Here is a 24992-nt window from a genome sequence, read left to right as displayed (position 1 = left end):
TGAAAAGAGAGCAAAAACGATGCCAAAGACCGAATGCGCTGATCAGTCCTGTGGGTCGTCGATCATCTTGCGCAGCAAAAACAGCACGGCGACCTGCTCTGCCGGGTTGAGGTTGCTCATGGTCAGCTCGGTGATTTTCCCGGCACAGGGCACGGTTTGCTGCACCAGACGGTCGCCGGCTTCGGACAGGCCGACAATCACTTTGCGCCGGTCCTGCGGGTCGGGTTCGAGGGTGATCAGCTCCCGGGCCTTGAGCCGCTCGACAATGCCGCGAATGGTCGCTTGATCCACGGCTGTGGCTTTGACCAGTTCAGTCAACGAACTGGGGCCGTGATCACGCACGGCGCACAGGGTGACGAACTGCACCGCGGTGAGCTGGGAGTCGCCGACGTTCTGCTGAAAAATCGCCATGTGCCGTTGATAGGCCTTGCGGAGCAAATGCCCGACTTGTTCGGAGAAAACGTAGGAGGAATCAGGAGTTTCTGACACGACAGACTCGAAAAGCGAAAAGTGGTGGGAAGGCATGATGGACAGGTTGGCGGGTGGACTCAAGCGTGATATTGGCCTTAAGGGACAGCACCAAACCCTTGTGGGAGCGGGCTTGCTCGCGAATGCGGTGTGTCAGTTGACATAGATGTCGGCTGACACGGCCCCTTCGCGAGCAAGCCCGCTCCCACATTTGATCAGCGCTGACCACAACATGTGTGTCTGGCAACTAATCCTTGTAAACCCGCGAAGCCTCGGGTGCGATCACATCCCCACCAATCACCACCGCCTGGTCATCCAGGTACACATCGCAATGGCGCAATGGAATATCCAGGTGACACGGGGTTTTGCGGGTGCCACCAACTTCGGTATTCGGTCCGGTTGAGAACAGGAAGTTGCCGTAGAACGCCCGGGCATCCATGCACATGCCATCGTTTTTGTCGTGCAGCCCCATGGCAGTCCACTGCGCCCGTGGCTGCAAGCCCCAGCCGATATGGGAAATACCGTAGACCTCTGGATCGTTGAAGTACTTCATGTAGTCACGCAGGTATTCGGCCTCGAAACCGCCATGGATCGAGGTGATGAAGCCCTTCTCGATTTCCAGGGTGATTTTCTCCCGGGTGTAGTTCTTGAACGGCAGCACAATGTCGCCGACATCCAGCACCAGCACGCCTTCGGCGGTTTCTTCGTTGGGCCAGGAGAACAGAAAGCCGCTGGGCCAGTGATCCCAGCGCCCCGGTTCATCAGCGAAACCGTACTCGGTGACTGAAGGATATTGCCCCAGCGCCGCGCGGAAATCGCTGCCGGCGCGGGAGGTGACGTGGATTGATCTGGCCTGTTTGAGCAGTTGCTCCGCCGCCATCACCCGCACCTTGTCGGCCTCGGTCGGCAGCATTCGCGCCAGGACTTCCGGGGGTTCGACGGCCAACAGAATCCGAGTGCCGGTCTTGAGGATCTGCTCCTGCTCCGGTGAGTGCAGCAGCATCATCGTGTCGACGATCAAGTCCGCCGCTTCCAGCGCCCGCTGCGCCGCGATATTGCCGGTCAGCGCGGTATCGCCGCAGTAGGCCGTCATGTCATTGCCCATGGCGGTTGGGTGGTTGAACGAAGGCAACTCCACCGCGTAGACCTTGGCTCCCAACCGCTGGGCCGCCTCCATCGCCGCACGCACGGTACGCGGGTTCGAATAGTGGCTCTTGAGTACGGCGACGCTCTGGGTCGGGTCGACCTTCGACAGCTTCAACACGTGTTCGAACATCTGGGTCAATTCGCAATCGCTTACCGGCATTTTCCTGTCTCCTCGATCGTTTGTTGCGCACCAAGTCGAGGCGCCCCGCCTCACTCCAGTGCATTTTTATAGCGTATACACCATTTGCTAACGATAAGACCCTAAAAGCAGGCTGACTGCAAGCACCAAGCCATAACGTTACCAACCCACACAAACCCAATATTTACGGGTTACATTTGGTGACTACAGACAAACAAGTCTGAAAATTATTTTTTCCAAACGGCTCTTTCTTTTTAAAAAATATAGCGTATACACTTTAAAAACCTTGCGACGACATCGCCAGTGACCATTCGAAAAAGAGGAACAATCCCTATGGCAAGAACACAGAAAATCGCCATCGTCGGTGCGGGTCTTGGCGGTGCTGCCGCTGCGACGCTGCTACAACAAGCCGGGTTCGAGGTGGACATCTACGAACAGGCCCCCGAGTTCTCCCGCCTCGGTGCCGGGATACACATGGGCCCCAACATCATGAAAATCTTCCGGCGCATGGGCATCGAGCAACAGCTCGACCTGATGGGTTCGCACCCGGATCACTGGTTCAGTCGTGACGGTTTGAGTGGCGATTACCTGTCACGCATCCCATTGGGAGATTTCGCTCGCAAGGAATACGGCGCGTCCTACATCACCGTGCACCGCGGCGACCTGCACGCCCTGCAGATGTCGACGATCAAACCCGGCACTGTGCACTTCAACAAACGCCTGGAAACCCTCGAAGAAACCGACAGCCAGGTGCGCCTGACCTTCAGCGATGGCGAAGTGACCTACGCCGACATCGTCATCGGCGCCGACGGCATCAATTCGAAGATTCGTGAAGAGTTGCTCGGCGCGGAAAAACCGCTGTACAGCGGCTGGGTAGCGCACCGCGCGCTGATCCGTGGCGATCAACTGGCCAAATACGACTTGAAGTTCGAAGACTGCATCAAGTGGTGGACCGAGGATCGGCACATGATGGTCTACTACACCACCGGCAAGCGCGACGAGTACTACTACGTGACCGGCGTGCCACACCCGGAGTGGGATTTCCAGGGCGCGTTCGTCGACAGCAGCCGCGAAGAAATGTTTGAGGCGTTCCAGGGGTATCACCCGACGGTCCAGGCGCTGATCGAATCCACCGAAAGCGTCACCAAATGGCCGTTGCGCAACCGCAGCCCGTTGCCGCTGTGGAGCCGTGGGCGACTGGTGCTGCTGGGTGACGCTTGCCACCCGATGAAGCCGCACATGGCCCAGGGCGCCGGCATGGCCATCGAAGACGCCGCGATGCTCACCCGCTGCCTGCAGGAAACCGGGCTCGGCGATTACCGCACTGCGTTCGAACTCTATGAAGCCAACCGCAAGGAACGCGCCTCCCGCGTGCAATCTGTGTCCAACGCCAACACTTGGCTGCGCACCCAGGAAGATCCGGCCTGGGTTTACGGCTATGACCTGTACGCCCAGCCGCTGAAATCGGGGGTAGCCGCGTGAGTACGTTCATCCATGGCGGTAACGTCCAGGCCAACGGTATTCGCCAGCACTACCTGCGCTATGGCGGTAAAGGCCCGGCGCTGATTCTGATTCCCGGCATCACCAGCCCGGCGATCACCTGGGGCTTTGTCGCGGAGCGCTTAGGCGAGCATTTCGACACTTATGTGCTGGACGTCCGTGGTCGTGGCCTCTCCTCCACCGGGCCCGAGCTGGACTACAGCGTTGACGCCTGCGCCGACGACATCGGCGCTTTCGCACAGGCCATGAGTCTCGACAACTACCACTTGGTCGGCCATTCCATGGGCGCCCGCTTTGCCGTGCGCAGCGCGGTGCGGCATCCGGTCGGGGTGAACCGTCTGGTATTGATCGATCCACCGGTGTCCGGCCCTGGTCGGCGCGAATACCCGAGCAAACTGCCGTGGTACGTCGATTCGATCCGCCAGTCCTTGGTAGGAATGGACTTTGATGCGATGCGCGCCTTCTGCGCCACCTGGACCGACGAGCAACTGCAGCTGCGCGCCGAGTGGCTGCACACCTGCTACGAGCCGGCAATCGTGCAGGCCTTCAACGATTTCCATGAGGTGGATTTCCATCAGGACCTGCCGAAACTCCAGGCCCCGGCGTTACTGATGATCGCCGGCCGTGGTGGTGTTATTCAGCCCGAGGACGAAGCGGAAATACTCGACCTGCAACCGAACATTCGCAGTGTCCACGTCGAAAACGCCGGGCACATGATTCCTTGGGATGACCTCGAAGGCTTCTTCGCCGCCTTCGGTGACTTCCTCGGTCCACGTCTGAATCCAACCCTTAATTAAAAGCCATCGGGAGACTTTTATGCTCACGCCTTACCGCATTGGCCAGATCGTGCCGAGCTCCAACACCACCATGGAAACCGAGATCCCGGCGATGCTCACCGCGCGTCAGTTGATCCGCCCCGAGCGCTTCACCTTTCACTCCAGCCGCATGCGCATGAAGCAAGTGCGCAAGGAAGAGCTGGCGGCGATGGACGGCGAATCCGACCGCTGCGCCGTGGAATTGTCCGACGCCAAGGTCGACGTATTGGGTTACGCGTGCCTGGTGGCGATCATGGCCATGGGTCTGGGTTATCACCGCAAATCCGAGCAACGGCTGCGCAAGGCCACCGCCGATAACGACGGCAACGCGCCAGTCATTACCAGCGCCGGCGCCTTGATCGAAGGCTTGAAAGTGCTGGGCGCCAAACGCATCGCTATCGTCGCGCCGTACATGAAACCCCTCACCGAACTGGTGGTGGATTACATCCGCGCAGAAGGCTTCGAAGTCGTGGACTGGCGCGCCCTGGAAATTCCCGACAACCTCGCCGTGGCCCGTCACGATCCGGCGAATCTGCCGGGCATCGTGGCCGGTATGAACCTGGAAGGCGTCGACGTGATCGTGCTCTCGGCCTGCGTGCAGATGCAGTCACTGCCCGTGGTGGCGCAAGTCGAAGCGCAAACCGGCAAACCGGTGCTCACCGCCGCCATTGCCACCACCTACGCCATGCTCACGGCCCTGGACCTGGAACCGATTGTTCCCGGTGCGGGCGCCCTGCTCTCCGGCGCCTATTAAAAGGTGAGCAACATGAACGAACAAACCGCCAGCGACAACTATCAGGGCGTGTGGGGCCTGCGCATCGGTTTCGGCCAGAAAGCCGCGTTGCTGATGATCGATTTCATGCGCGGCTACACCACCGAAGGGGCGCCGCTGTTCGCACCCGGCGTGGTCAGTGCCGTGGCCGAAAGTGTTGAACTGTTGGCCAGCGCCCGCCGTCAGGGCATCCCGGTGGTGCACACCAATATCCGCTACCATCCCGGCCATTTCGCCGACGGTGGCATCTGGGTTAAAAAAGCCCCGGTGATGAAAGATATGGTCGAGGGCAACCCCTTGGCGGCGTTTTGCGAAGAGGTACTGCCCCAGGAGGATGAAGTGGTGATCAGCAAGCAATACGCCAGTGCCTTTTTCGGCAGCAGCCTGGCCTCGATGCTGCACGCTCAAGGCATCGACACCGTGGTGCTGGCCGGTTGCTCCACCAGCGGCTGCATTCGGGCGACAGCGGTGGACGCCGTACAACACGGCTTTCGCACCATCGTCGTGCGCGAGTGCGTCGGCGACCGGCATTCGGCGCCCCATGAAGCCAACCTGTTCGATATCGACAGCAAATACGGCGATGTCGTCAGCAAACAGGAGGCCATCGCCCACTTCGAGAAAAGCTGATGCGCACCACAAGAACCGCGCCATAGAGCGCAGGTCTTCGATAAAACTGAGGGTACGCCCTCAGTCTTCTGATACTGCCTTTGGACGCCGCTTTCAGCGCGCCAGAGCGCTGGAAAAAAGCGGCTGTATAAAAACCATAAGTCACCGCCAGGAGACACCCGATGCCCATTGCGAATGCAGCACCTGCGACCACGGTCGCCGACCCGATTCAAGCGCTTTACCACAAGATCACCTGGAAGCTGATCCCTTTCCTGTGCTTCTGCTACCTGGCCGCGTACCTCGACCGGATCAATATCGGCTTCGCCAAACTGCAGATGCTCGATCAACTGCACTTCAGCGAAACCGCCTTCGGCCTCGGAGCCGGCCTGTTTTTTGTCGGCTACATCCTGTTCGAGGTGCCGAGCAACCTGGTGCTGGAGAAAGTCGGCGCCAAGATCTGGATCGCCCGCATCATGATCACCTGGGGCCTGCTGTCGGCCTGCACCATGCTCGTGACGTCCACCACTCAGTTCTACATCCTGCGTTTCTTGCTCGGTGCCGCCGAAGCAGGCTTTCTGCCCGGCGTTCTGTATTACCTGACGACCTGGTTTCCGACCTATCGACGGGGCCGCATCATCGCCTTGTTCATGATCGGCCTGCCGCTGTCCAGCGTCATTGGTGGCCCGCTGTCCGGCTGGGTCATGGGTTATTTCGATAACTTTGGCGGCCTGCATGGCTGGCAATGGCTGTTCCTCATCGAAGCGGTGCCGAGTGTCATGCTGGGCGTGCTGACCTTCTGGGCCCTGCCCAACAACTATCGCCAGGCCAAATGGCTCAACGACGATGAAAAAAACCTGCTGGAGCAAGAACTGCGCGCCGATGAAGCCAGTGGCGGGGACAGCAAACACAGTTTTCGCGATGGCTTCTTCAACCTGAAAGTCTGGATGCTCGGCGGGATCGACTTCTCGATCCTGCTCAGTGCCTATGCCATGGGTTTCTGGATGCCGACCTTCATCCGCAATGCAGGCATCATCGACACGTTCCACATCGGTGTACTCACGGCGCTGCCGAGCATCGCCGCGTTGTTGGGCATGCTGTTGATCGGCGCCAGCTCCGACAAACACCGCGAACGTCGCTGGCACATCATCGTGCCGTTTCTGGTGGGCGCCGCCGCCATGGCCAGTGCGCCGTTCTTCGTCCACAACGTGGTGGCGACCGTGGCCCTGTTCGCCATCGCGTCGGCGGCGATCATCGGCGCAGTGCCGGTGTTCTTCAGTCTGCCGGCGACCTTTCTCAAAGGCACCGCGGCGGCCACCGGCTTCGCCCTCGCCTGCTCGTTGGCGAACATCGCCGGGCTGGTCAGCAACTCGCTGATGGGGGTCGCCATCGACGTGACCGGCAGCAGTGCCGGCGCGCTGTGGTTCTTTGCCGGCTGCCTGATTCTCAGCAGCTTTCTGGTGATCGCCTTGCCGGCCAAACTGGTCAACCGCTGACACCACACTGCCCCTGTGGGAGCGGGCTTGCTCGCGAAAGCGGTGTGTCAGTTGACGGGGATGCTGACTGACCGGACGCCTTCGCGAGCAAGCCCGCTCCCACAGTGGATGGGTGTCAATCCTTCGGCAGTCATTCCAATTATCAGGTGAGAATTCATGCGAGGTTTCATCAAACGCTGTGCCCTGCTTGTCGCTGCCGGCCTCTGCGCCGGTTCCCTGCAAGCGGCGGAAAAAGTCATCTTCGACACCGACTTCAACGTGCTCAACGATGATGGCCAGACCTTCATCATGCTCGCCCAACTCCACGCCCAGAAACGCATCGACCTGCTCGGCATGACCCTGGTCAGCGGCAACGCCTGGGTCGACCAGGAACAGGTGGATGCCCTCAAGGCAGTAGAGCGCATGGGGGTAGAAAAGGACGTCGGCGTCTATTCCGGCGCGGCCTACCCGTTGCTTCATGACTTCGCCACCTACCCACAGGAAAAAGCCCTGTTCGGGGCCGGGTGGCCGGGTGCTTTCAAGGCGCCGCGTCCGACTTCCGCCGCGCAACTGATCACCCCGCCGGATGGCCTGGCGACCCACACCTCATTGCGCAAGGAAACCGCCGCCCAGTTCATCGTCGACAGCGTGCGCGCCAATCCTCATGAAGTGACGTTGCTGGCGGTCGGCCCGCTGACCAACATCGCCCTGGCCATTCGCTCCGCCCCCGACATCGTGCCGTTGATCAAACGCATCGTGTACATGGGCGGGGCCATTGAGATTCCGGGCAACACCACACCGGCCGCCGAATTCAACTGGTGGTTCGACCCCGAGGCGGCGAAGATCGTCCTGCGCTCACCCATCGAACACGTCATTTTTCCCAACGATGTGTGCGAAAAGGTCACCTTCGATGCCTCGATCTACCAGCGCGTCATCGCCCGGCCGGGACCGATTGCCGATCTGTACAAACACGAATTCGCGCCGTTGTTCAGCAAAGACCCCGGCTATCACAGTTTTACCTGGGACAGCCTGCCGGCCCTGTTTCTGGTCGAGCCGGGCATCGTCACCGAATCCCGCGAGCTGTGGGTCGATGTCAATGCCCAATTCGGTGCCGACTACGGTCGCGCCCTGGGTTACAAGAAAAGTCCACCCGTGGGCACGCAAAAAGCCAAGGTGGTGTTTGCCATCGACCAGAAGCAGTTCTGGGATGATTATGTGAATCTTGTGACCTTGCCGACGCCGGTCAAAGGCAGCTGATGCCGCGCCGCTCATGAAGAAGTGACAGTTTGCGGCGACCCCCTCACAGTGAGCGTGGTCGCACAGCTGAACCGCCGAACGTTGCTCAAGGGTCGTTTCGGCGTTTTCCGTGCTGCGCCAGACACTGGGCCTGAGCGCACCTGGTAAATCACGACTCAAGGAGCGACAACAAACATGGAAGCCACACCCACGCTGTACACCGAACGCCTGATCCTGCGCCCGCTGGAATTGGCCGATGCCGACGCCATCCAGCAACAGTTCCCGCACTGGGAAGTGGTGCGTTATCTGAACGCCTTGGTGCCTTGGCCGTACCCTGCCGATGGCGCACTGACCTATCTGCGTGACATCGCGTTGCCAGCGATTGCCGCCGGCAAAGAGTGGCACTGGTCGATTCGTTTGAAGTCGGCACCTGAGCAACTGATTGGCAATGTCAGCCTGATGGATGAACAAGACAACAACCGTGGCTTCTGGCTCGGGCCAAAATGGCAAGGCCAGGGTTTGATGACCGAAGCCAGTGCGGCGGTCACCGAGTACTGGTTCCAAACCCTCGGCCGATCCGTGATGCGGGTACCGAAAGCAGCGCCCAACATTGGCTCGCGCAAACTCTCGGAACGCACCGGCATGCGCTTGATCCGCAGTGATGAAGGCGACTTCGTCGGCGGGCGATTCCCCAAAGACCTCTGGGAAATCACTCGTGAAGAGTGGCGTGTTCTCAAATAAATCGAACACCCGGTTTGGCCCGCTCATCCACCGTCAACTCAAACACGTCCGGGCGCGCGTAGTGCCCGACCACGTCGTAGTCGTAACGGGCGCGGATCAGGTCATCGGTGTCGATTTCTGCGGTGAGCAAACCGGCGGTGTCACGCAGCGGCCCCGCCAGAATGTCGCCCATCGGCCCGACGATCACGCTGCCACCGGCAATCAATGGCCGATCCGCCGGCCAGTTGGCGATCTCCACGCCCAAGGCCTGCGGTGAATCCTGAACCTGACAGGCGCTGACCACAAAGCAGCGTCCTTCATGGGCGATATGGCGCATGCTGACCTGCCACATTTCACGCTCGTCCACCGTTGGCGCGCACCAGACCTCCACGCCTTTGGCGTACATCGCGGTGCGCAGCAGCGGCATCATGTTTTCCCAACACACCACCGCGCCGATCCGCCCGACCTGACTGTCGATCACCGGCAACGTCGAGCCATCGCCTTTTCCCCAAATCAACCGCTCTGTGCCGGTGGGCATCAGTTTGCGGTGCTTGGCGACCAGCCCGGACTGCGGATCGAAATACAACGCGGTGCAATACAAGGTGCTGCCGGTGCGTTCAATGACACCGATCACCAGGTTGGCGCCGGTGCGCGCTGACAACCCGGCCAACGCTTCGGTTTCCGCGCCGGGCACGGCGATCGCATTGGCGAAGTACCGGGCATAGGCTTCACGCCCTTCCGGCAGGCGATAACCTAGCTGAGTGCCAAAGCCCTCGCCTTTGGGGTAACCGCCGAGCAACGCTTCGGGCATGACCACCAGCGCCGCGCCGGATTCGATAATCGCGTTTTCCCAAGAAAGGATCTGTTCCAGGGTCTCGGCCTTGCCACCGGGCAAGGCGCCGATTTGCAGTGCAGCAACGATTGACTTGGGCATCGCAGTAACTCCGAAAGCAATGAGGTGTTGCTCATTCTCAGGCGCCACGGGATCATGAATAAAGCCCCATTCACTGCTGAATGATATGAATCAAATGAATATCGCCTCCATCGACCTCAACCTGCTGAAAGTCTTCGAAGCGCTGCATGAAGAGTCCAGCGCCAGCCGGGCCGCGTTGCGTCTGGGCGTGACGCAATCAGCCGTCAGCGCCGCACTGCGAAGGCTGCGCGAGGTGTATGGCGATCAGTTGTTCGTGCGCACCGGCCGCGGACTCGCGCCCACGCTCAAGGCCAACCAGTTGAAACCGGTGGTCTGCGATGCCCTGAACAAATGCCGGCAGAGCCTGGCGATGGTCGATCCGGCCGCCCACCATTACGACGGACGCTCGGTGACCGTGGGTATGTCCGATGATTTCGAAATCGCGTATGGGCGCCGGCTGATCGAGGAAATCGCCCGCGTCGCGCCGAAGCTGCGGCTGATCTTTCGTCAGACTCACAGCCAGATCGTCGCCCAGGCGTTGATGGAACGCAGCATTGATCTGGCGATCACCGCCGGTGGGTTTGCTGAGCGCTTGCTGAGCCGTCAGGTGCTGGGAGAAGGCGGTTATCTGTGCCTGGTGGACCCGCTCAGCCTGGCCGAGGGGCAGCAGACCCTCAGCCTTGATGAGTTCGTCGCCCGCGAGCACATTCTGGTCTCGTCGGGCGGCTTTATCGGGATCACCGATGAGGGGCTGGCGGCGCTGGGGTTGAGTCGGCGGGTATGCGCTTCGACCACACACTTTGCCGCGTTACCGCACTTGCTCAAGGGCAGTCAGGCCGTGGCGACCATTCCGGCCCATGCGGCGCAAAGCATTGCAGCGCTCAGCGGACTGGCGCTGCTGTCCTGCCCTCTGGCGTTGCCGCGATACCCGATCGAACTGGGCTGGCGCACCAGTACGCAGCTCGATCCGGTGGTGCTGAAAGTCCGGGAAGCGATTGTCGCGAGCTTCGCGAGTGTCAGGTAGAAATTTATTTAGCAGCCATCAGGCGATTGACTTCACTGCGCACCATGTTCGCGAATTCCGGGGGCGACATGCCGTCAAGTTCGGCACGGACCCATTCGGCCCATTTGCCTTTGCGCTTGGCGCGTTCACCGAACAATCGTGCGGCCTCGCCCTTGGACTTGCCCAGGTTGCTTTGCCAGAGATCGAACAGACGGGATTTCTCATCTTCCAGCGCAGCGCGCTCGGCAAGGGGTTTGTCGGCCAGATTGAAGCTCATGGGAGTTACCTGCTGCGTAAAATAGGCGACATCTTACACTGTAGGAAGAAATGTCCGACTCAGGATTTTTCGTCAGGGTTGGGTCAACGCGAAAATCCACTGCAACTTTTTCGCTGACGACAGACTCCACTGTTCACTGTCCATTTATCTGCAAGGAGTACCTCAATGGCCCGGAAAACCGCCGCACAAGTCGCCGAAGACCAGATCAAGGATCAAGCCTTCAGCGAACTTCAGGCTCTGATCGAAGAGTCGGAAAAGCTGCTCAAAAGCAGTGCCTCGCTCGTTGGAGAGGAAGCGGACACCCTTCGTGGGCAGATCGCCCAGAAACTTCAGCAGGCGCGGGACTCCGTCACCAGCGTTCGTGACCGGACCAAACCTGCGGTCGAAGCCACTGAAACCTACATCGGTGGTCATCCGTGGCAAACCGTAGCGATCTCTGCCGGTTTCGGCCTGGTAGTCGGGTTGCTGCTGGGTCGGCGTTAAGCGTTTTCGATAAAAAAGGCGAGCCTTTCGCTCGCCTTTTTCATGCCCGGCTTTTATGCAGACTGAGAGTATGCAGACATCAGAGCCCGGCCAATGTCCGCAAACTCGCCAACGTCTGCGCGTCGAGCGGGATGCCGTCGGTGCTGGCCTTGGCCCGCTGGTAGTGACGTCGATCACCCGGCAAACGCTTGAGCCCTACCCCGTGCATCTGCCGGACCAGTTCCTGACTGCGCTCGGCAAAATTCTGCCCGGCAGCCTTGCTCGGGTCGATCACGATCAACAGTTGGCCAGTCCACGGCGTCTTGGCCCCCGGATGGTTCGACCAATCGAACTCGAAGGAAAAATTGCCGCCGGTCAACGCCGCCGCCAACAGCTCCACCATCATCGACAGCGCCGAACCTTTATGGCCGCCAAACGGCAACAACGCGCCGCCCTCAAGAATCGCTTTCGGGTCCTGGGTCGGCTGGCCAAGTCCGTCCACCCCCATGCCTGGCGGCAAACGCTCACCCTTGCGTGCGGCGATCTGCACATCGCCATGGGCAATGGCGCTGGTCGCCAGGTCGAAGACAATCGGCTCACCGTCAGCCCGAGGCGCGGCGAACGCAATCGGGTTGGTCCCGAACAGCGGACGATCGGCGCCGTGCGGTACCACGCAGGTCATGCTGTTGACCACGCTCAGCGCCACCAGCCCTTCATAGGCGAAGGGCTCGACATCCGGCCACAAGGCGGCGAAGTGGTGGGAATTACGAATCGCCAACACCGCAATGCCGGCACTGCGGGCCTTTTCCACCAGCAGTGCGCGTGCTGCCGCGAGGGCCGGTTGGGCGAAACCATTACCGGCGTCGACCCGGACAAACCCCGAAGCCACATCCTCGACCACCGGCACGGCCTGGCCATTGACCCAGCCGCTCTGGAGCGTCGATACGTAACCGGGAATGCGGAATACGCCATGACTATGGGCGCCATCGCGTTCGGCGCCGGCGCAGTTGAGGGCCAGTGTTCTGGCGACATCGGCGGAGGTGCCATGGCGCTGAAAAATCTGCTCAAGCAAAAGAACGAGCGCGTCGAAATCGAGCGTTTGAGTGTTCGAACTGACGGCCACTTCGGGCGTTGCGGTCATCTGAAGCTCCAGTTTTATTATTGAGTACGGGCAACAGGGTGAAGCGAGGTTGCAGGGCAACCCAACACAGTTGTCGATTAAGCGCTGTTCTACCGGCTTCCTGTCAAGTCTCGACAGTCTGTTCGGATCAAGCAATATGTACCGCACCAGAGCCTTCCACTGACCGTACTGTTTTTCCTCAATCCAACGACCGGCGATTACCCGCCGGTCTTAGCGCATCAAGGAAAAACCATGACTGCTCCCCCACTGCCGTATTTTTTCGACGAGGCAGAACTTGCATCCAAAGTCAGACAACCCGGTGAACGCGAAAAGGCACTGTCCTTCACGCTGGATGACCTGAAGTGGTTGCAGGTTGTTTATCTGGCGACGCATGACATCCGTATCGCCAATAGCAAGCCCATGCACGTCGCCCAGTTGCTTTTAAGCGTGCCTGATGCTCCCGATATCCCCCTGGCCGGCACTTTTGCCATGAGCCGGCCGAGCGATGGAGAAGTCACGCTCTACACACCGTGGAAAGGCCTGATCAAATTCGCGGACATGGACGACCTCAAAATCAAGCTCAAGGAGTGGTTGGCGCAGGCCACCGGCAAGCGAGAGCTACTGCGCTTTCTCTCCATCGAACAACGCAGCGCTTTATCCGCTGCCACTGCGCCAGACATTGCCACGCAAATAATCGAAGGTGCGGTGTTCCAGGACCAGGAACTCACCCTCGAGCGCAATCAGGCTCAGAACATCAAGACGATGATGGGTGAGCTGGTCAAGCTGCCAACGCTGCAATCGATGCTGGACGAGACCCTCAAGAACGCGTTGCACAAACCGTTCCCCAAACTGGACCAGCGCCTGACTCGACTCAAGAACATCGTCAGTACAATTTCAGCCTTCGACAACAGCGACTACCAGCACACGCTTTCCTCGCAGTCACTGAGCGATGCCCTGCTGCATTACTACCTGACCAACCAGTGGCCGACTGGCGATTCCAGAGTCTTTTCCAATCCCCAACACAGAGTGAGCAGCGACGCCGACAACCAGGCCTGGGAAAGCGCCATAAAAGAGATCGCGCAAAGTTTTACCCCTCACTTGCAAAGCCTGCTCAAGACGTTCTGGAACACAACGATGAGCAACGGACAGTCACGCTCGGCGTTTTTTGCCGAGGGTTTGCGCGATACCTTTCACGTGAAGCTTTTGCTTCAGCGTCAGCAAGGTGTTCTAACGACGCAGGAATACCTGCGACTGATGAATGTCAGTCTCGAACCTGAAACCGTCGATCCTCTTCGCATCGAAAAAGTGCGTATCACCGCGCCTTTCAAGCATTACGCGCAGCTGGCCTCGACCTTGATGATTGGCAGCCGCGAAACCCTGGGCTTTCTGTACACCCAGTCCAGAGGCATCGAGGCGACGAGCGACCTGCCCGCTGTCAGGAAAATCGTCCTGGAAATGATGAAAAGCGAAGGCCACGAAGACACGCTGCTCAACTACATGTCTTTGGACGAACGCAGCACGTTTCTTTCATTGGAGCCGGAAGAGCGCGTCATTGTCGGTGAACCGATCATCAGCCCGGTGTTTGAACAATTGATGGATGACATCCTTGGCAAACAACGGGAGAACCTGTCCCACGCGCTGAGCCGTTACCGTGAAAGCGAAGGTACACAGGATCCCCATGCCTTGCTCGACAAGGCACTGGATGTCCGGGGACTGATCGATAATCGACTGCTGGCGGCCGATGCCGCAGGACGCTGGAGTACACACGCGGACCAGCGCTGGAGCGCACAACCGACCACGGTTCGCGCCGAGTCGGCCAAAGAGCAGCTGGCGCGACTCTCCTCCGTTGAGCAGGCGCTCGACCAACTCCTCGACAACCATCCGGTCATTCCAACAACAACCCGCACGATTACCGAGGCGCAGCGCATCGTCAATTCGTCTCTCGGGAGCTTGCAATCGAATTTCACTCACACCCTGTCAACGGCATTGCGCAGTGAATTGAAGCTGCACACCGTCATGCGCACCTTGGGTGCGACGGAACAGGCGATCATCAAAACCGTGCTTGATACCCCGGTACGCTTGCAGCGAGCTGCATTGAACGGTTTTTTGCCGGACGTATTTTCCTTGGCATTGAAGGCAAGCGAAGCCACGGCCCCGTTGAAACTGGCCAGTTGTTTTGTGCTGACTGAACGAGGAGGCCTGGACCCGAAGCATTCGGGCAAGGCGATTTTGTGGACACCGGCGTCGGGATTTGAAGCTTTCAGGGCATTGACTCCGTTGCTGACCGAGCTGGATCGACGCCTCAAGGACGCCGATGCTCGCACCACCCTTCTGGAGAACCTTGGACGTAGCGAGAGAGTGGCTGGGCAGACTTACACCCTGGCGCCGCTGCAGCGAATAGATGAGCATTTTCTCGATCACGTGCAAAAGCCCTATGTCCAGCTGGACCAGGCGTGCGTCACCCGTGCGCTGGCCACGAAGCTTCCCGCGACGACCCTGGCCAGTCTTCTGAAGCTGGTGGCGCTGCGTCAACCGATGACCGGGTTAGACCGCGCGACGGACATTGCCCAATCCCTGACCACTCAGCAAAAACTACCCGCATGGCTGGCCAAGGCGTCCATTCAAGACCAGATACTGCATGGGGAGTTGCTTCAGCAATACCTCAACAACGTCACCGACGACCAGGACTACCTCACCGGCATACGCTCCCTGGCGCGCACGGCGCACCATGCACTTGAAAAACAACTCAAGGCAGATACGTTCGACATCGATCCGGACAAGGTCCAGATCCTGATCAGCGCACGGCCGAGGTCTGCGGCCAGCACCCAAACCTTGACCGACTTTGCATTGACCCACTTCAAGAATCTGGACATAACCCATTTCAGACTGGCGTCGCTGGATAGCACCGTGATTCCCGAGGAGATGGACCAAAGCTACATCAGAGACCTGATACGAAACTTGAAGCTGGGCGAACATCAGCAGAAAACATTGAACGAAGCCTTTGCAGACACCCAGGCAAACGCAGCGGACCGCAGGAAGCGGTTTTACACGCAATTACCCTGGCAGCTGATGCATTACGCCCACACGGAAAAACTGCAGGAGCGCCTGAGCGAGACGGGGTTTGATCTGATACGCCAAGTCATGGACATGCCTGACGCTATCGCCCGCGCGGCGGTCGATGGTGCCCACGCGATCATCCGCCCATTTGAACTCCTGGGCATCAAGAGTGAACAGGCGATCAAAGTGCCAGGCGTCTATCTGATTGGCTCATCGGCCGATAGCACCGCACCACAAGTCCTTGTCGCGCCGCACAGCCCTCGGCACGGAGTGAAAGAATATAAGAATGAAGCACAACTGCTGGCAGAACTGAAGACTCGCGGCGGTCTGCTCGACTGGGTACTCATGAACCTCCCGCAGCCTGATCGGATACTGCTTGAGTACAGGATGGCGACCTCCAATAACCGCCTCCCCGAAGTGACGCTGGCGTCCAATCCGATCAAGGGGAATCTGTTCAAACACTTGTTCAACGACAACGTCGGGTTATTAGTCCGATTGCTCGGTTGTCAGACCGATGACAACAAGCAGGGTGAATGGGCAACCATCAAGCAGGTGCTGGGTGAAGATTTGCATGAGGCATTTACGTTCTTGACGGGCAAGCTTGCCTACCCGATCACGGTGTGGCGCAGTTACCAAGACATCAAGCAGTCCGCCGAGGACCTTCAAACGCACAAATGGGCGGCGGCGACAAAGGAATTTATCAGCGGCATCGCACAACTGGCCTCGTTGCGGCAATCGCTGGAAGCGCAAGCGGAGCCATCTTCTACGCCAAGTGCACCTGCGCCAGAAACGCCCGATACCCGGTTCAAATGGCAGAACGTTGCCATTACAGCCCCCGAACGTACGCAGTTGAAGCGTCATGAAAGCATCGACGTCGATCTGAATTCGCTCACATTAAACTCAAGTCTTGGGCTCTATACCCATCCGACGACAAAAAAAACCTACGCACCGGTTGAAGGAAAGGTATATCCGGTCGCAAAGCTCGGCACACGCTGGCGCATCGCCGACACACACATTCGCGGTCCTCGGCTGAATCAGAACGTGTCGAAACAATGGGTTCTGGATAGGCAAACGCCAGCGCCCCGTTTCAGCATCGGCAATCGGTTGCGCACCGCATTTTCGGTTTGGGACGGCATAAACGTCGATGCCAATGGAATGCCCGAAATCCGTCGACTGTTTCCGCAAAAGGCTCGTCAGATTGACGAAGCGCTGGACCTGGCAACCACCTATGCCTGGAACTGCTTTCAAAACCTGCAATTGCTGAAGTCTTCCGACCACACGGTTACCCCCGTGCATCAACTCATCATGGATTTTATTGACGTACCGCAAGTACAGTCCGCGCATGTGGAGCAGCTTGAAAAAGTCTTGGGCGACATTTTTGCGGCCTTGTTGGACCCCTCACTCAGAAAGCCGAAGACCAATCGTTTTGCAATCGGCAGGCTGGTCAGTGGCGCGGCAACTACATTCGGCTTCACCGTTCCAACGGATGCAAAGCGGAAAATTTATCTGGCAGAAAAATTCTTCGACACCCATTTCGACTTCTACCGCGAACATCTTTCCGACTCTGCCTTCCCTATCAACACGCATGCCCGAGCAGTAACCCTTATTCATGAGCTTTCCCATATCGTCTGCAAAACCGAAGACATTACTTACCTCGATTCCAGCAGACCATTTTCCCATCTGATTGAAACGACCAGCGCAACCGCCAGTAACCTCAAGAACGCATTGACCACGCTTCAGGACACCGCACTCTCGATCAAGACCCCCCTTACTCAATTGTTCATGACCGAAGATCCTGATACCGGTGTGTGGGAGGATCTGGGCAGCACTTCATATGAAAATACTGATCGGGTAAAAGCGCATATATTGACCCTGACCGGCGGAGAAAACCTGAGCGGCGCCCGCAAAATCTTCAAGAGAGATCCACTGGTCAGACTCAAGGTGCAACTCGGTAACGCCGACAGCGTTGCATGGCTAATCAGCCATATGGGGCGTCAACTGCACGCCAGCACCCCGTGAATCAGAAAAATAAACACCCATTAGATGGGTAATTGCCATGACGGTTGTTCTCGCAGACTTCCTCACAAGGTTAGAATGCAGGAAATCAGGATGAGTCAATGACCGACAACCCTCTCTCGCAAGCCGAATATGACGCTGTCACCGATGCCGCTGCGCATTGGTGCATGCGTCTGCACGCCATCGATTGCACTGCTGAAGAGCGGCTGGCGTTCGAGCAATGGCATGACGCTCATCCGCTTCACGCGTTCGAGTACGAGGCCATGCTGGAGATCTGGGATGTCGCGGGGGACCTCCCGCGTCCAGAAACCGTGGTGGTCCCGATGGTCCGCGCCAAACCTGCTACGCCTTGGCGCACCTTCGGTATCGCCGCTGCGGTTTGCGCCATGGCGTTGCCACTGGCGGCCTATAGCGGCTGGAACCTGGGCTGGCTGCCCAATTCCTACCAACATTTCGAGGCGAACGACAATGTCCGCCAGGTCACCCTGAGCGATGGCAGTCAGGTAGAACTGAACCTGGGCAGTGAGCTGACGTTCAGCAACTACAAGGATCAACGTCGGATAACGCTGAAAAAAGGCGAAGCCTTCTTCAGCGTCAGCCACGACACTCGGCACCCCTTCATTGTCAAAGCGGCCGAAGGCAGGATTCGGGTCACCGGAACCAAATTCAACGTCTGGATGTATGAAGATCAGGTACGCGTGAACCTGTTTGAAGGTTCGGTGCTGGTCAGCAGCAATGATGCCCTGACGGGAGACGGCTTGCGCCTTGAGCCAGCGATGCAGGCGAGCTTCAGACGCGGCGACTTCACTCCCCGGATCAGTCAGACCTACGACAATGACAACTCACTGGCGTGGCGCAGTGGAAAACTGGTGCTCGACGATCTGGCGCTGACCGACGCACTGCCATTGATCAATCGTTACTTGAGCAAACCGGTGATGGTGGCCGACAACAGCACTGGCTCGATTCGTATCGGCGGCATCTACAACATCAAAGAGCTCAACAACCTGGTGGCGTCCCTGCCCAAGGTGTTACCGGTCTACCTGACCCGCAACAAAGATGGCAATCCGGTCCTCAATTCCATTCCGCAACAAGCCCCAAAAAGCTGAAGGCCGCGACCCTTTGCGGGTGCGGCCTTCATTCTTCGTCCAAACACCATCAGCGTTACTGTACAGCCACCTTCCCGGCTTTTTCATCCTGCTCGCGGATTGTCTGAACCTGGTACTGCGGATCGGACGTGATCTGCTGTTCGGTAAACGGCAACACACTCAACTGCTTCCTGGAGAATGCCAGGGTCTGATCTCTGGAGTACTGGGAGGCCGGGTCACTGGATAGCGAGAATGCCAGCAGCCCCTGAGCCTGCGGTCCCTTGTCATCGAAGGTCACCACCTGCAAATAGCTGGTACCACTGACGACTTCGAGTTTTCCATCGGTTCTCGGCACACTTTGAATGGCGTTATAGACACCCAGCGTTCCCGGGCCACCGTGGATCGGCGTCTGTTGGCCGCCACTGCTGACGACCTGAATATCACCCCAGCGGCTGCCAGCGTTCAGCCCTTGTTTTTTCACCTGCTCAACCGAAGCCAGCATCGCCTCGCGAATGGCCGCGGCCACACCCGGCCGTTCGATGGCCAGGCCGCGCGGCGTGTGCTGCGGGTCTTTGGGATTAAACGCCACACGCCAGATGTCGGGGACTTGCTGCAACGGTTCCATGACATTCTGGAAATGCACGAATCCAAGTCCAGTGTCCAGATTTGCGCTGCGGTCCCAATCCTTCAGGCTGGCACACAACGGCGTGAGCGTCGGTGCATTGGAACCCAGGTCCCCGGCACAGAACTGCAACAGGTCCGGCATCACTTGCGCGGCCTGGTACACCTGATCATCCATCACCATGCGTTGCAGATCCGCCGCAGCTATTGGGCTGGTCTTGTTCAACGTATTCAGGCGATCCAGGGCAAAGCGCGAACGCAATCCCAATGGCTGGCCGTCCTGGCTGATCAGTGGCGAAAAACCGGTGAGCGGTTGCGCCGGATTGGCCATCCAGGCCGAATCGTTGGAGTGCTGCACAAAATCCTTGCGCCACAGCTGCGGCAACTTGTCTGCCGCATAAATTCCTTTTTGTGCAGCCGCCGGGTCGATGTCCCAGGCACACGCGCTGTTGGAACCGTCGAGGACGATCATCTGCAACCCGGCCCGCGGATCACTGCATTTGGCCAGTTTGTCGGCACTGACGTTCGGCACGACCGAGAGATTCATGTACAGCGTTTGCCCCTGATCATCCGTCGCCAGGGTGTTGACCCACGGGATCCCCTGGATCTTGTGCACCGAGGCCTGCAACTCCTTGAGGCTGGCCGCGCGGTTCATTGCATACCACTGCTGCAAGACCCGGTCGTTATCCAGATTGGCGTCGCGCAGGCTGTAGGCGAACTGGTTGTCCCAGTCGAGTTTTCCGGGCCATTGCACGATCGGGCCGAACTGCGAACTGTAGACCCCATGAGAAACCGGTCTGGTCTGACCATCCGGTTGTTTCACGTTCACGGTCAGGGTCTGTTTCTTCATGGGCAATGACTTGCCGTCGAGCAGATAACGGGTCGAATCCTTGGGATCGAGTTGCAGGCGATACAAGGTGAAATGCTTGGACGAGTCCACGGTGTGGGTCCACGCGAGGTGTTGGTTGAAACCGATGTTGATCATCGGCAGCCCCGGCAGCGCAACGCCCATGACGTCCAGTTTGCCGGGAATGGTCAGGTGCATTTGATAGAAACGCATCCCGCCTACCCAAGGGAAATGCGGATTGGCCAGCAACATGCCGCGGCCGTTGAAAGAACGTTCACTGCCGACCGCCACGGCGTTGCTGCCGCGATCCAGGGCAAAACGCTGCATGCGCGAGGCAGCCACCTGGAACGACACGGGTTCGCCTGCCACATGAATAACGGCCTTGGGTGGCATCGCGCCGGCCAAGGCTTCGGCAAACTGCCCTACTCCGCCTTCGACCAACAGACGTCGCGTTAACTTGACCAAGTCCTGGGCGGTAATCTCGCGCACCCAGTCGCCCTGACACTGCTGCGGCAAACCCTGCACCCGACGTTCTGCAAGCGAACGGTTATAGCCCGCTACATAACCTTCTATGAGATCGCGCACTTGCGGGGTTTGCGCCTGCCAGAAACCGGAGACAGCCTCTGGGGTGTTCAGCCAATTGAAAAACAGATCGCTGACCAGGTTTTCGCGTTCTTCGACCGTGAACTGATCCGGGCCGAAATAGCGTGAACGTTCGCCGTTCACGGTAGTGATCTCATTGGCCAGCAGGCACAGGTTGTCCTGAGCGTAGGCGTAACCAATGCCATAACCGAGCCCGCGCTCGTTGTCGGCACGGATATGCGGCACACCGAAACTGGTCCGGCGAATGTCGGCGCTCGCCGGCTCCGGCTGACTACGTGCGTTTGCCGCAAGGCTCAAGCCCACCAACACGCCTGCAAGGCTCAACCGGGTTAACTGCCTGGAAATAATCACGCTCGCTCCTGATCGAAAAGACAAACACCCTGCGTCATACACGCACTGCGCCTTCCCCTAGAAACGAAACAAATGACAAAAATTTAGGCCGTGAAAGGCGCTTCTCACGGGCATCTCACAGGCCGCTGACGTGATGGCGACAAAATTTCTACATTCGGGGCTTCATTATTTGCCCTGCTCGTACGTCTTATTGAATGAGAGCACCCATCACATTTCCTGGCCGGCTCGGAAAAGGAGTTTTTGCATGTACAACTCGCAACTGCCAACGGACGGTAGCAATGCGCCAAAGGGCTCTGCCATGGGCTCCGGTGTTTTCAGTCAACGAAGTGAGCGCAATGGCAACGAGCGGATCAGGCTGCTGCTCAAGAGCTTTGGTCTGCGAACCAGTCTGATCCGCCTCAAAGTCATCGACGCCTTGCTGACCGCCGCCGAAAGCGACCGTAGCCTTGGCGTGCGCGGCCTGCACAGCCACTTGCTGGACCTGGATATCCCTCTGTCCTTCCTCAGTGTGCGGGAAGTGTTGAAACGCTTGTGCAGCGAGGGCGTTATCACACTCAATCCGGACAAAAGCTACAGCCTGCATCCGCACGCTGCAGCCATGCTCCAACGCGAGTGATCCGCTCAAAGTGCGTCGTTCAGGGTTTGACCTTGCGACGCATCACGCCATTGATCACCACCACGATCACCGCCACGCCGATGGCGATGTACTGAAACAGCTTCTCGCTGATGACGCCTGCGTTTTGCAGATACGAAAGGCCGAACATGATCCCCAACACCACGAGGGAGATCAGAATCGAGTATTTCAAACGTTGCGACTGAGTCATTGCGAGTTCCTGAACCTGAAAAATGTATCCGATTTGTATCAGAACGCATGCCAAGCCCCTACCTTTCTCCGGGGATGGGACGCTACAAACGGGGTCTCATGTTACAGCCGATGAAGAGATTTGGCTTCATAGTGGCGATAACCATGAGGATTTAGAAATGTTCCGTCGAATCACACTGCTGATTCCCCTGCTCGCTCTCCTGACCCTGAGCGGCTGCATCGTATTCCCCCACGGCGGCTGGCACGGCGGCCACCATTACGACCGTGGCGGGCCGGGTTATTACCAACATCGATAACGCGAATAATTGAACCTTCATTCGTAAGCTAAATACTCCATCCGATAATTGCTAAATAAATGCCCGCCCTGTCGCGGGCATTTTTCGTACGTGCATATTCACCTCTTCATACCCATCGTTTAGCGAAATATAGCGAAAACTATTGAAACTTCGAGTCTCAATAGTTCATTGGAGCTATTCATATTCAATGATTAGTCTCGGTGCATCGCAACAACCCCGTTATTAAACTTGGAGCAAGAACAGGGATGCCATGCACAAGCCTTTAATCAACATCAGACCCCACCATCTATTGGGCTTTTGCCTTGCAATCACTTTATTCGAACTTCTGACTTATATGGCCAGCGACATGATCATGCCAGCCATGTTGACCGTCACTGAACAACTGGATGCCAGCCCCGATCATGTCCCCTACGCCTTCAATCTTTATCTGGCCGGCGGCATGCTTCTGCAATGGTTGATTGGCCCGCTGTCCGATCACTTCGGCCGCCGCCGGATGTTGCTCATCGGTTGTGCGGTGTTCGCCCTGGCCTGTGCCGCCGCGTTCAACGTGCAAAGCATTTATGCGTTCAACGGCTTACGACTGATGCAGGGCATGGGGTTGGGGTTTGTCATCGCGGTCAGCTACCCGGCCCTGCAAGAAGTTTTCTGCGAAGCCGACGCGGTCAAAATCATGGCGTTGCTGGGGAACGTTGCGCTGCTCTCCCCGCTTCTGGGGCCGTTGCTCGGCAGTCTGCTGCTGGAATGGTTGTCCTGGCGGGAACTGTTTTTACTGCTGGGTCTCGGCGGCGTGATGGTCTGGCTCGGGCTTTACCTGTTCATGCCGGAAACCGTGGGCACCTTGCGCCACGACGGTCAGCGACTGGAAGCAGTACGCTTTGAATGGCACGGCACCGTGCGCCGCTATGCCGCGTTGCTGACTAACCCGCGATTCCTGTGCGCCGCTGTCGCGCTGGGCGTGATGAGCCTGCCGTTGATTGCCTGGATCGGGTTGGCGCCGCTCTTGCTGATCCACAACCAGGGGATTTCGACTCTGCACTATGGCCTGTGGCAAATCCCGGTGTTTGCGGCCGTCATTCTCGGCAATCTGATCCTCAACCGACTGATTGCCAACATTGAACTGCCATCACTGATTCGATACGCGCTTTGGCCGTTTTGCGGCGGGCTCATCGCGCTAGTCGCCGTCAGCTTCTACGGTGCTTCGACAGTCGTGCTGATCAGCTGCCTGGCGCTCTACGCCGTTGGGCTTGGCATGAGCAATGCCGCGCTGTACCGGCTTGCGCTGTTCGCCAGCGACGACAGCAAAGGTCTGGTCTCGGCCATGATCGGCATGATCTCGATCGCCGTCATGGGCGGTGGCGGCTCGATTATCGCTGCAGCCGGCGCCGGTAATAGCCACGAATCCTTTGCCCTGATGGCTGGTATTGCAGGGCTTCTTTGCCTGCTTCCTCTGCGGCTGTTTCTGCGGCGTTCTCACATCGCGCTTGCCGTCTGACACCACAACGTAGGTCTTTTGATGATCCATTTACCCCACACCGATGCGCTCTGTGCGTTAACGCAACCCTATTGCCTGGATTCAGTGCCTGACGGCCTGTTCGACCAGGCGATGGGGGAAATCAGTCTGTTTCATTGTCACCACACGCCTGGCTACGAACGCTGGCTAAACGCCAACGGGCTCGATGCCCAGGACCTGGAGACACTGGATGACTGGTCAAGACTGCCGCCAATCTTCGCCAACTATTTCAAACGTCACTTGTTGTACGGTCCTACCGGCGAAGGTGCGCTGGAGCTGACCTCATCCGGCACCAGCGGCCAGAAGAGTCGCATGCGCTATGACCCTCGCAGCATGGCGGCGGCCCAAGGCATGGTGAGCCACATTTTCCGGCATTACGGCTGGGATACTCCGGACAGCCCCTGCAATTATCTGCTCCTGAGCTACGAGCCCGAGGCGGCCATCACCTTGGGCACCGCTTACACCGACCAGTTTCTTTGCGGCTATGCACCCGTCAATCGAGTCGTCTACGGATTGCGCCTGACGGGTAACGGTCACGAGTTCGACCTGTTTGGTGTTGTTCGCGCCTTGCAAGAGTTTGCCGACGAGGGCTTACCCGTGAGGATTCTCGGATTTCCTGCGTTCCTTTCCCATGCGCTACAGCACATGGAAAACACCAGCGCACCGAATCTCAAGCTGCCCGTCCAGTCATTGGTGTTTCTGGGTGGTGGCTGGAAAACCCAGGCAGCACAAGAGATTCCCCTGCTTGAGTTGTATGCCCGAATCAATCGGCAATTGGGTATTGACCTGTCCCGATGCCGGGATGGTTACGGTGCCGTCGAGCATGCCGTGCCCTATATCCAATGTGCCCGCCATCATTTTCATGCCCCCATTTACTCGAAGGTTTTCGTGCGCAACCCATCCGATTTCACTGTCCAGCCATACGGCCAGCGCGGCTTGCTGGAGTTCGTCTCCCCGTACATTTCGTCAAGCCCTGCTCACGCTGTGGTCATGGGCGATCTGGCGACATTACACCCTGGTGCCAGTTGCGGATGTGGCCTGACGACCGATTGGTTCGAGCTGCACGGACGCGCTGGCACCACCGCCAGTCGCAGCTGCGCCATGGCGGCTTCCGAATTGCTTGGAGGGGCTTGA

22 protein-coding genes are annotated in these 24992 nt (G+C 58.4%); 15 read left to right on the top strand and 7 right to left on the bottom strand.

Annotated features, from left to right (window positions below; genetic code table 11):
* Positions 1 to 42: 42 nt before the first annotated feature.
* A complete protein-coding gene (locus tag ACSQ87_RS15625) occupies positions 43 to 525 on the bottom strand; it encodes a MarR family winged helix-turn-helix transcriptional regulator (RefSeq protein ID WP_436275095.1) in 483 nt (160 codons plus the stop codon).
* Between the two features lie 190 nt (positions 526 to 715).
* Entirely contained in the window at positions 716 to 1774 is a 1059-nt protein-coding gene (locus ACSQ87_RS15620) for a 2,5-dihydroxypyridine 5,6-dioxygenase (protein ID WP_223433397.1), read from the bottom strand.
* Positions 1775 to 2086: 312 nt separating this feature from the next.
* Between ACSQ87_RS15620 and ACSQ87_RS15615 the strand changes: the two genes are divergently transcribed.
* The 7 genes from ACSQ87_RS15615 to ACSQ87_RS15585 all read left to right on the top strand — a co-directional run bounded on the left by ACSQ87_RS15615 (position 2087) and on the right by ACSQ87_RS15585 (position 8895).
* Complete coding sequence (locus ACSQ87_RS15615; RefSeq protein ID WP_223433398.1) at positions 2087 to 3235, top strand: FAD-dependent monooxygenase; 1149 nt, start codon at positions 2087 to 2089, stop codon at positions 3233 to 3235.
* Positions 3232 to 4050 carry an alpha/beta fold hydrolase gene (locus ACSQ87_RS15610; RefSeq protein WP_223433399.1) on the top strand — a complete coding sequence of 273 codons (819 nt, stop codon included), beginning with the start codon at positions 3232 to 3234 and terminating at the stop codon, positions 4048 to 4050. Before ACSQ87_RS15615 ends, ACSQ87_RS15610 begins: the two co-directional genes overlap by 4 nt.
* A 19-nt stretch (positions 4051 to 4069) precedes the next feature.
* Positions 4070 to 4822, top strand: a complete 753-nt coding sequence (locus ACSQ87_RS15605; protein WP_223433400.1) for a maleate cis-trans isomerase family protein — start codon at positions 4070 to 4072, stop codon at positions 4820 to 4822.
* 12 nt (positions 4823 to 4834) lie between these two features.
* On the top strand, positions 4835 to 5467 hold the full coding sequence (locus tag ACSQ87_RS15600) for an N-carbamoylsarcosine amidohydrolase (protein ID WP_223433401.1): 633 nt from the start codon (positions 4835 to 4837) through the stop codon (positions 5465 to 5467).
* A gap of 161 nt (positions 5468 to 5628) precedes the next feature.
* Entirely contained in the window at positions 5629 to 6939 is a 1311-nt protein-coding gene (locus ACSQ87_RS15595; protein WP_134102126.1) for an MFS transporter, read from the top strand.
* A gap of 156 nt (positions 6940 to 7095) precedes the next feature.
* Positions 7096 to 8175 (top strand): nucleoside hydrolase, encoded by a 1080-nt coding sequence (locus ACSQ87_RS15590; RefSeq protein ID WP_223433402.1) that lies wholly within the window; start codon positions 7096 to 7098, stop codon positions 8173 to 8175.
* A gap of 174 nt (positions 8176 to 8349) precedes the next feature.
* The gene (locus ACSQ87_RS15585) at positions 8350 to 8895 is read left to right on the top strand and encodes a GNAT family N-acetyltransferase (RefSeq protein ID WP_436273792.1); all 546 of its coding nucleotides are present in this window, start codon (positions 8350 to 8352) and stop codon (positions 8893 to 8895) included.
* Here the strand turns inward: ACSQ87_RS15585 and ACSQ87_RS15580 are convergent.
* Entirely contained in the window at positions 8888 to 9808 is a 921-nt protein-coding gene (locus ACSQ87_RS15580) for a carbon-nitrogen hydrolase family protein (RefSeq protein ID WP_223433404.1), read from the bottom strand. The two genes, ACSQ87_RS15585 and ACSQ87_RS15580, sit on opposite strands and share 8 nt — an antisense overlap.
* 85 nt (positions 9809 to 9893) lie before the next feature.
* On the opposite strand from ACSQ87_RS15580, the gene ACSQ87_RS15575 reads away from it, so the two are divergent.
* Positions 9894 to 10811, top strand: a complete 918-nt coding sequence (locus ACSQ87_RS15575) for a LysR family transcriptional regulator (protein WP_223433405.1) — start codon at positions 9894 to 9896, stop codon at positions 10809 to 10811.
* A gap of 4 nt (positions 10812 to 10815) precedes the next feature.
* Here the strand turns inward: ACSQ87_RS15575 and ACSQ87_RS15570 are convergent, their stop codons facing one another.
* Complete coding sequence (locus tag ACSQ87_RS15570) at positions 10816 to 11067, bottom strand: hypothetical protein (RefSeq protein ID WP_008155229.1); 252 nt, start codon at positions 11065 to 11067, stop codon at positions 10816 to 10818.
* A gap of 165 nt (positions 11068 to 11232) precedes the next feature.
* Between ACSQ87_RS15570 and ACSQ87_RS15565 the strand changes: the two genes are divergently transcribed.
* Positions 11233 to 11550 carry a DUF883 family protein gene (locus tag ACSQ87_RS15565; protein WP_123364977.1) on the top strand — a complete coding sequence of 106 codons (318 nt, stop codon included), beginning with the start codon at positions 11233 to 11235 and terminating at the stop codon, positions 11548 to 11550.
* Positions 11551 to 11629: 79 nt separating this feature from the next.
* Here ACSQ87_RS15565 and ACSQ87_RS15560 read toward each other — a convergent pair whose 3' ends face one another.
* A complete protein-coding gene (locus ACSQ87_RS15560; protein WP_223433406.1) occupies positions 11630 to 12670 on the bottom strand; it encodes an Ldh family oxidoreductase in 1041 nt (346 codons plus the stop codon).
* A gap of 231 nt (positions 12671 to 12901) precedes the next feature.
* On the opposite strand from ACSQ87_RS15560, the gene ACSQ87_RS15555 reads away from it, so the two are divergent.
* Together ACSQ87_RS15555 and ACSQ87_RS15550 are read left to right on the top strand one after the other, a co-directional pair.
* The gene (locus tag ACSQ87_RS15555; protein ID WP_223433407.1) at positions 12902 to 17725 is read left to right on the top strand and encodes a dermonecrotic toxin domain-containing protein; all 4824 of its coding nucleotides are present in this window, start codon (positions 12902 to 12904) and stop codon (positions 17723 to 17725) included.
* Positions 17726 to 17823: 98 nt separating this feature from the next.
* Positions 17824 to 18828: a FecR family protein gene (locus ACSQ87_RS15550; protein WP_223433408.1), complete on the top strand. Its 1005-nt coding sequence runs from the start codon at positions 17824 to 17826 to the stop codon at positions 18826 to 18828.
* A 55-nt stretch (positions 18829 to 18883) separates the two neighbouring features.
* Here the strand turns inward: ACSQ87_RS15550 and pvdQ are convergent, their stop codons facing one another.
* On the bottom strand, positions 18884 to 21229 hold the full coding sequence (gene pvdQ / locus ACSQ87_RS15545) for a bifunctional acylase PvdQ (RefSeq protein WP_223433409.1): 2346 nt from the start codon (positions 21227 to 21229) through the stop codon (positions 18884 to 18886).
* Between the two features lie 244 nt (positions 21230 to 21473).
* On the opposite strand from pvdQ, the gene ACSQ87_RS15540 reads away from it, so the two are divergent.
* On the top strand, positions 21474 to 21845 hold the full coding sequence (locus ACSQ87_RS15540; RefSeq protein WP_223433410.1) for a fe2+ zn2+ uptake regulation protein: 372 nt from the start codon (positions 21474 to 21476) through the stop codon (positions 21843 to 21845).
* 19 nt (positions 21846 to 21864) lie between these two features.
* Here the strand turns inward: ACSQ87_RS15540 and ACSQ87_RS15535 are convergent, their stop codons facing one another.
* Entirely contained in the window at positions 21865 to 22053 is a 189-nt protein-coding gene (locus tag ACSQ87_RS15535; protein WP_008024801.1) for a hypothetical protein, read from the bottom strand.
* Positions 22054 to 22210: 157 nt separating this feature from the next.
* On the opposite strand from ACSQ87_RS15535, the gene ACSQ87_RS15530 reads away from it, so the two are divergent.
* The 3 genes from ACSQ87_RS15530 (at position 22211) to ACSQ87_RS15520 (ending at position 24992) form a co-directional block, all read left to right on the top strand.
* Positions 22211 to 22348, top strand: coding sequence for a hypothetical protein (locus ACSQ87_RS15530; protein ID WP_008155215.1), 138 nt, complete (start codon positions 22211 to 22213; stop codon positions 22346 to 22348).
* Between the two features lie 250 nt (positions 22349 to 22598).
* Complete coding sequence (locus ACSQ87_RS15525) at positions 22599 to 23840, top strand: MFS transporter (RefSeq protein ID WP_223433411.1); 1242 nt, start codon at positions 22599 to 22601, stop codon at positions 23838 to 23840.
* A gap of 21 nt (positions 23841 to 23861) precedes the next feature.
* Positions 23862 to 24992 carry an acyl-protein synthase gene (locus tag ACSQ87_RS15520; RefSeq protein WP_223433412.1) on the top strand — a complete coding sequence of 377 codons (1131 nt, stop codon included), beginning with the start codon at positions 23862 to 23864 and terminating at the stop codon, positions 24990 to 24992.

It is taken from the genome of Pseudomonas sp. LjRoot277, from assembly GCF_964253845.1.
Lineage (GTDB): Bacteria > Pseudomonadota > Gammaproteobacteria > Pseudomonadales > Pseudomonadaceae > Aquipseudomonas.
Note: the sequence above shows the minus strand (reverse complement) of the source record. Positions and strands in the feature narration are given on the sequence as shown.

Excerpts from the sequence above, each read along its gene's own strand:
- ACSQ87_RS15555 (WP_223433407.1), top strand. The coding sequence starts at position 12,902 with ATGACTGCTCCCCCACTGCCGTATTTTTTCGACGAGGCAGAACTTGCA.
- ACSQ87_RS15580 (WP_223433404.1), bottom strand. The coding sequence starts at position 9,808 with ATGCCCAAGTCAATCGTTGCTGCACTGCAAATCGGCGCCTTGCCCGGT.
- ACSQ87_RS15575 (WP_223433405.1), top strand. The coding sequence starts at position 9,894 with ATGAATCAAATGAATATCGCCTCCATCGACCTCAACCTGCTGAAAGTC.
- ACSQ87_RS15530 (WP_008155215.1), top strand. The coding sequence starts at position 22,211 with ATGTTCCGTCGAATCACACTGCTGATTCCCCTGCTCGCTCTCCTGACC.
- ACSQ87_RS15600 (WP_223433401.1), top strand. The coding sequence starts at position 4,835 with ATGAACGAACAAACCGCCAGCGACAACTATCAGGGCGTGTGGGGCCTG.
- ACSQ87_RS15565 (WP_123364977.1), top strand. The coding sequence starts at position 11,233 with ATGGCCCGGAAAACCGCCGCACAAGTCGCCGAAGACCAGATCAAGGAT.
- ACSQ87_RS15520 (WP_223433412.1), top strand. The coding sequence starts at position 23,862 with ATGATCCATTTACCCCACACCGATGCGCTCTGTGCGTTAACGCAACCC.
- ACSQ87_RS15605 (WP_223433400.1), top strand. The coding sequence starts at position 4,070 with ATGCTCACGCCTTACCGCATTGGCCAGATCGTGCCGAGCTCCAACACC.
- ACSQ87_RS15590 (WP_223433402.1), top strand. The coding sequence starts at position 7,096 with ATGCGAGGTTTCATCAAACGCTGTGCCCTGCTTGTCGCTGCCGGCCTC.
- ACSQ87_RS15535 (WP_008024801.1), bottom strand. The coding sequence starts at position 22,053 with ATGACTCAGTCGCAACGTTTGAAATACTCGATTCTGATCTCCCTCGTG.
- ACSQ87_RS15595 (WP_134102126.1), top strand. The coding sequence starts at position 5,629 with ATGCCCATTGCGAATGCAGCACCTGCGACCACGGTCGCCGACCCGATT.
- ACSQ87_RS15560 (WP_223433406.1), bottom strand. The coding sequence starts at position 12,670 with ATGACCGCAACGCCCGAAGTGGCCGTCAGTTCGAACACTCAAACGCTC.
- ACSQ87_RS15540 (WP_223433410.1), top strand. The coding sequence starts at position 21,474 with ATGTACAACTCGCAACTGCCAACGGACGGTAGCAATGCGCCAAAGGGC.
- ACSQ87_RS15550 (WP_223433408.1), top strand. The coding sequence starts at position 17,824 with ATGACCGACAACCCTCTCTCGCAAGCCGAATATGACGCTGTCACCGAT.
- ACSQ87_RS15625 (WP_436275095.1), bottom strand. The coding sequence starts at position 525 with ATGCCTTCCCACCACTTTTCGCTTTTCGAGTCTGTCGTGTCAGAAACT.
- ACSQ87_RS15585 (WP_436273792.1), top strand. The coding sequence starts at position 8,350 with ATGGAAGCCACACCCACGCTGTACACCGAACGCCTGATCCTGCGCCCG.
- ACSQ87_RS15570 (WP_008155229.1), bottom strand. The coding sequence starts at position 11,067 with ATGAGCTTCAATCTGGCCGACAAACCCCTTGCCGAGCGCGCTGCGCTG.
- ACSQ87_RS15615 (WP_223433398.1), top strand. The coding sequence starts at position 2,087 with ATGGCAAGAACACAGAAAATCGCCATCGTCGGTGCGGGTCTTGGCGGT.
- ACSQ87_RS15620 (WP_223433397.1), bottom strand. The coding sequence starts at position 1,774 with ATGCCGGTAAGCGATTGCGAATTGACCCAGATGTTCGAACACGTGTTG.
- ACSQ87_RS15525 (WP_223433411.1), top strand. The coding sequence starts at position 22,599 with ATGCACAAGCCTTTAATCAACATCAGACCCCACCATCTATTGGGCTTT.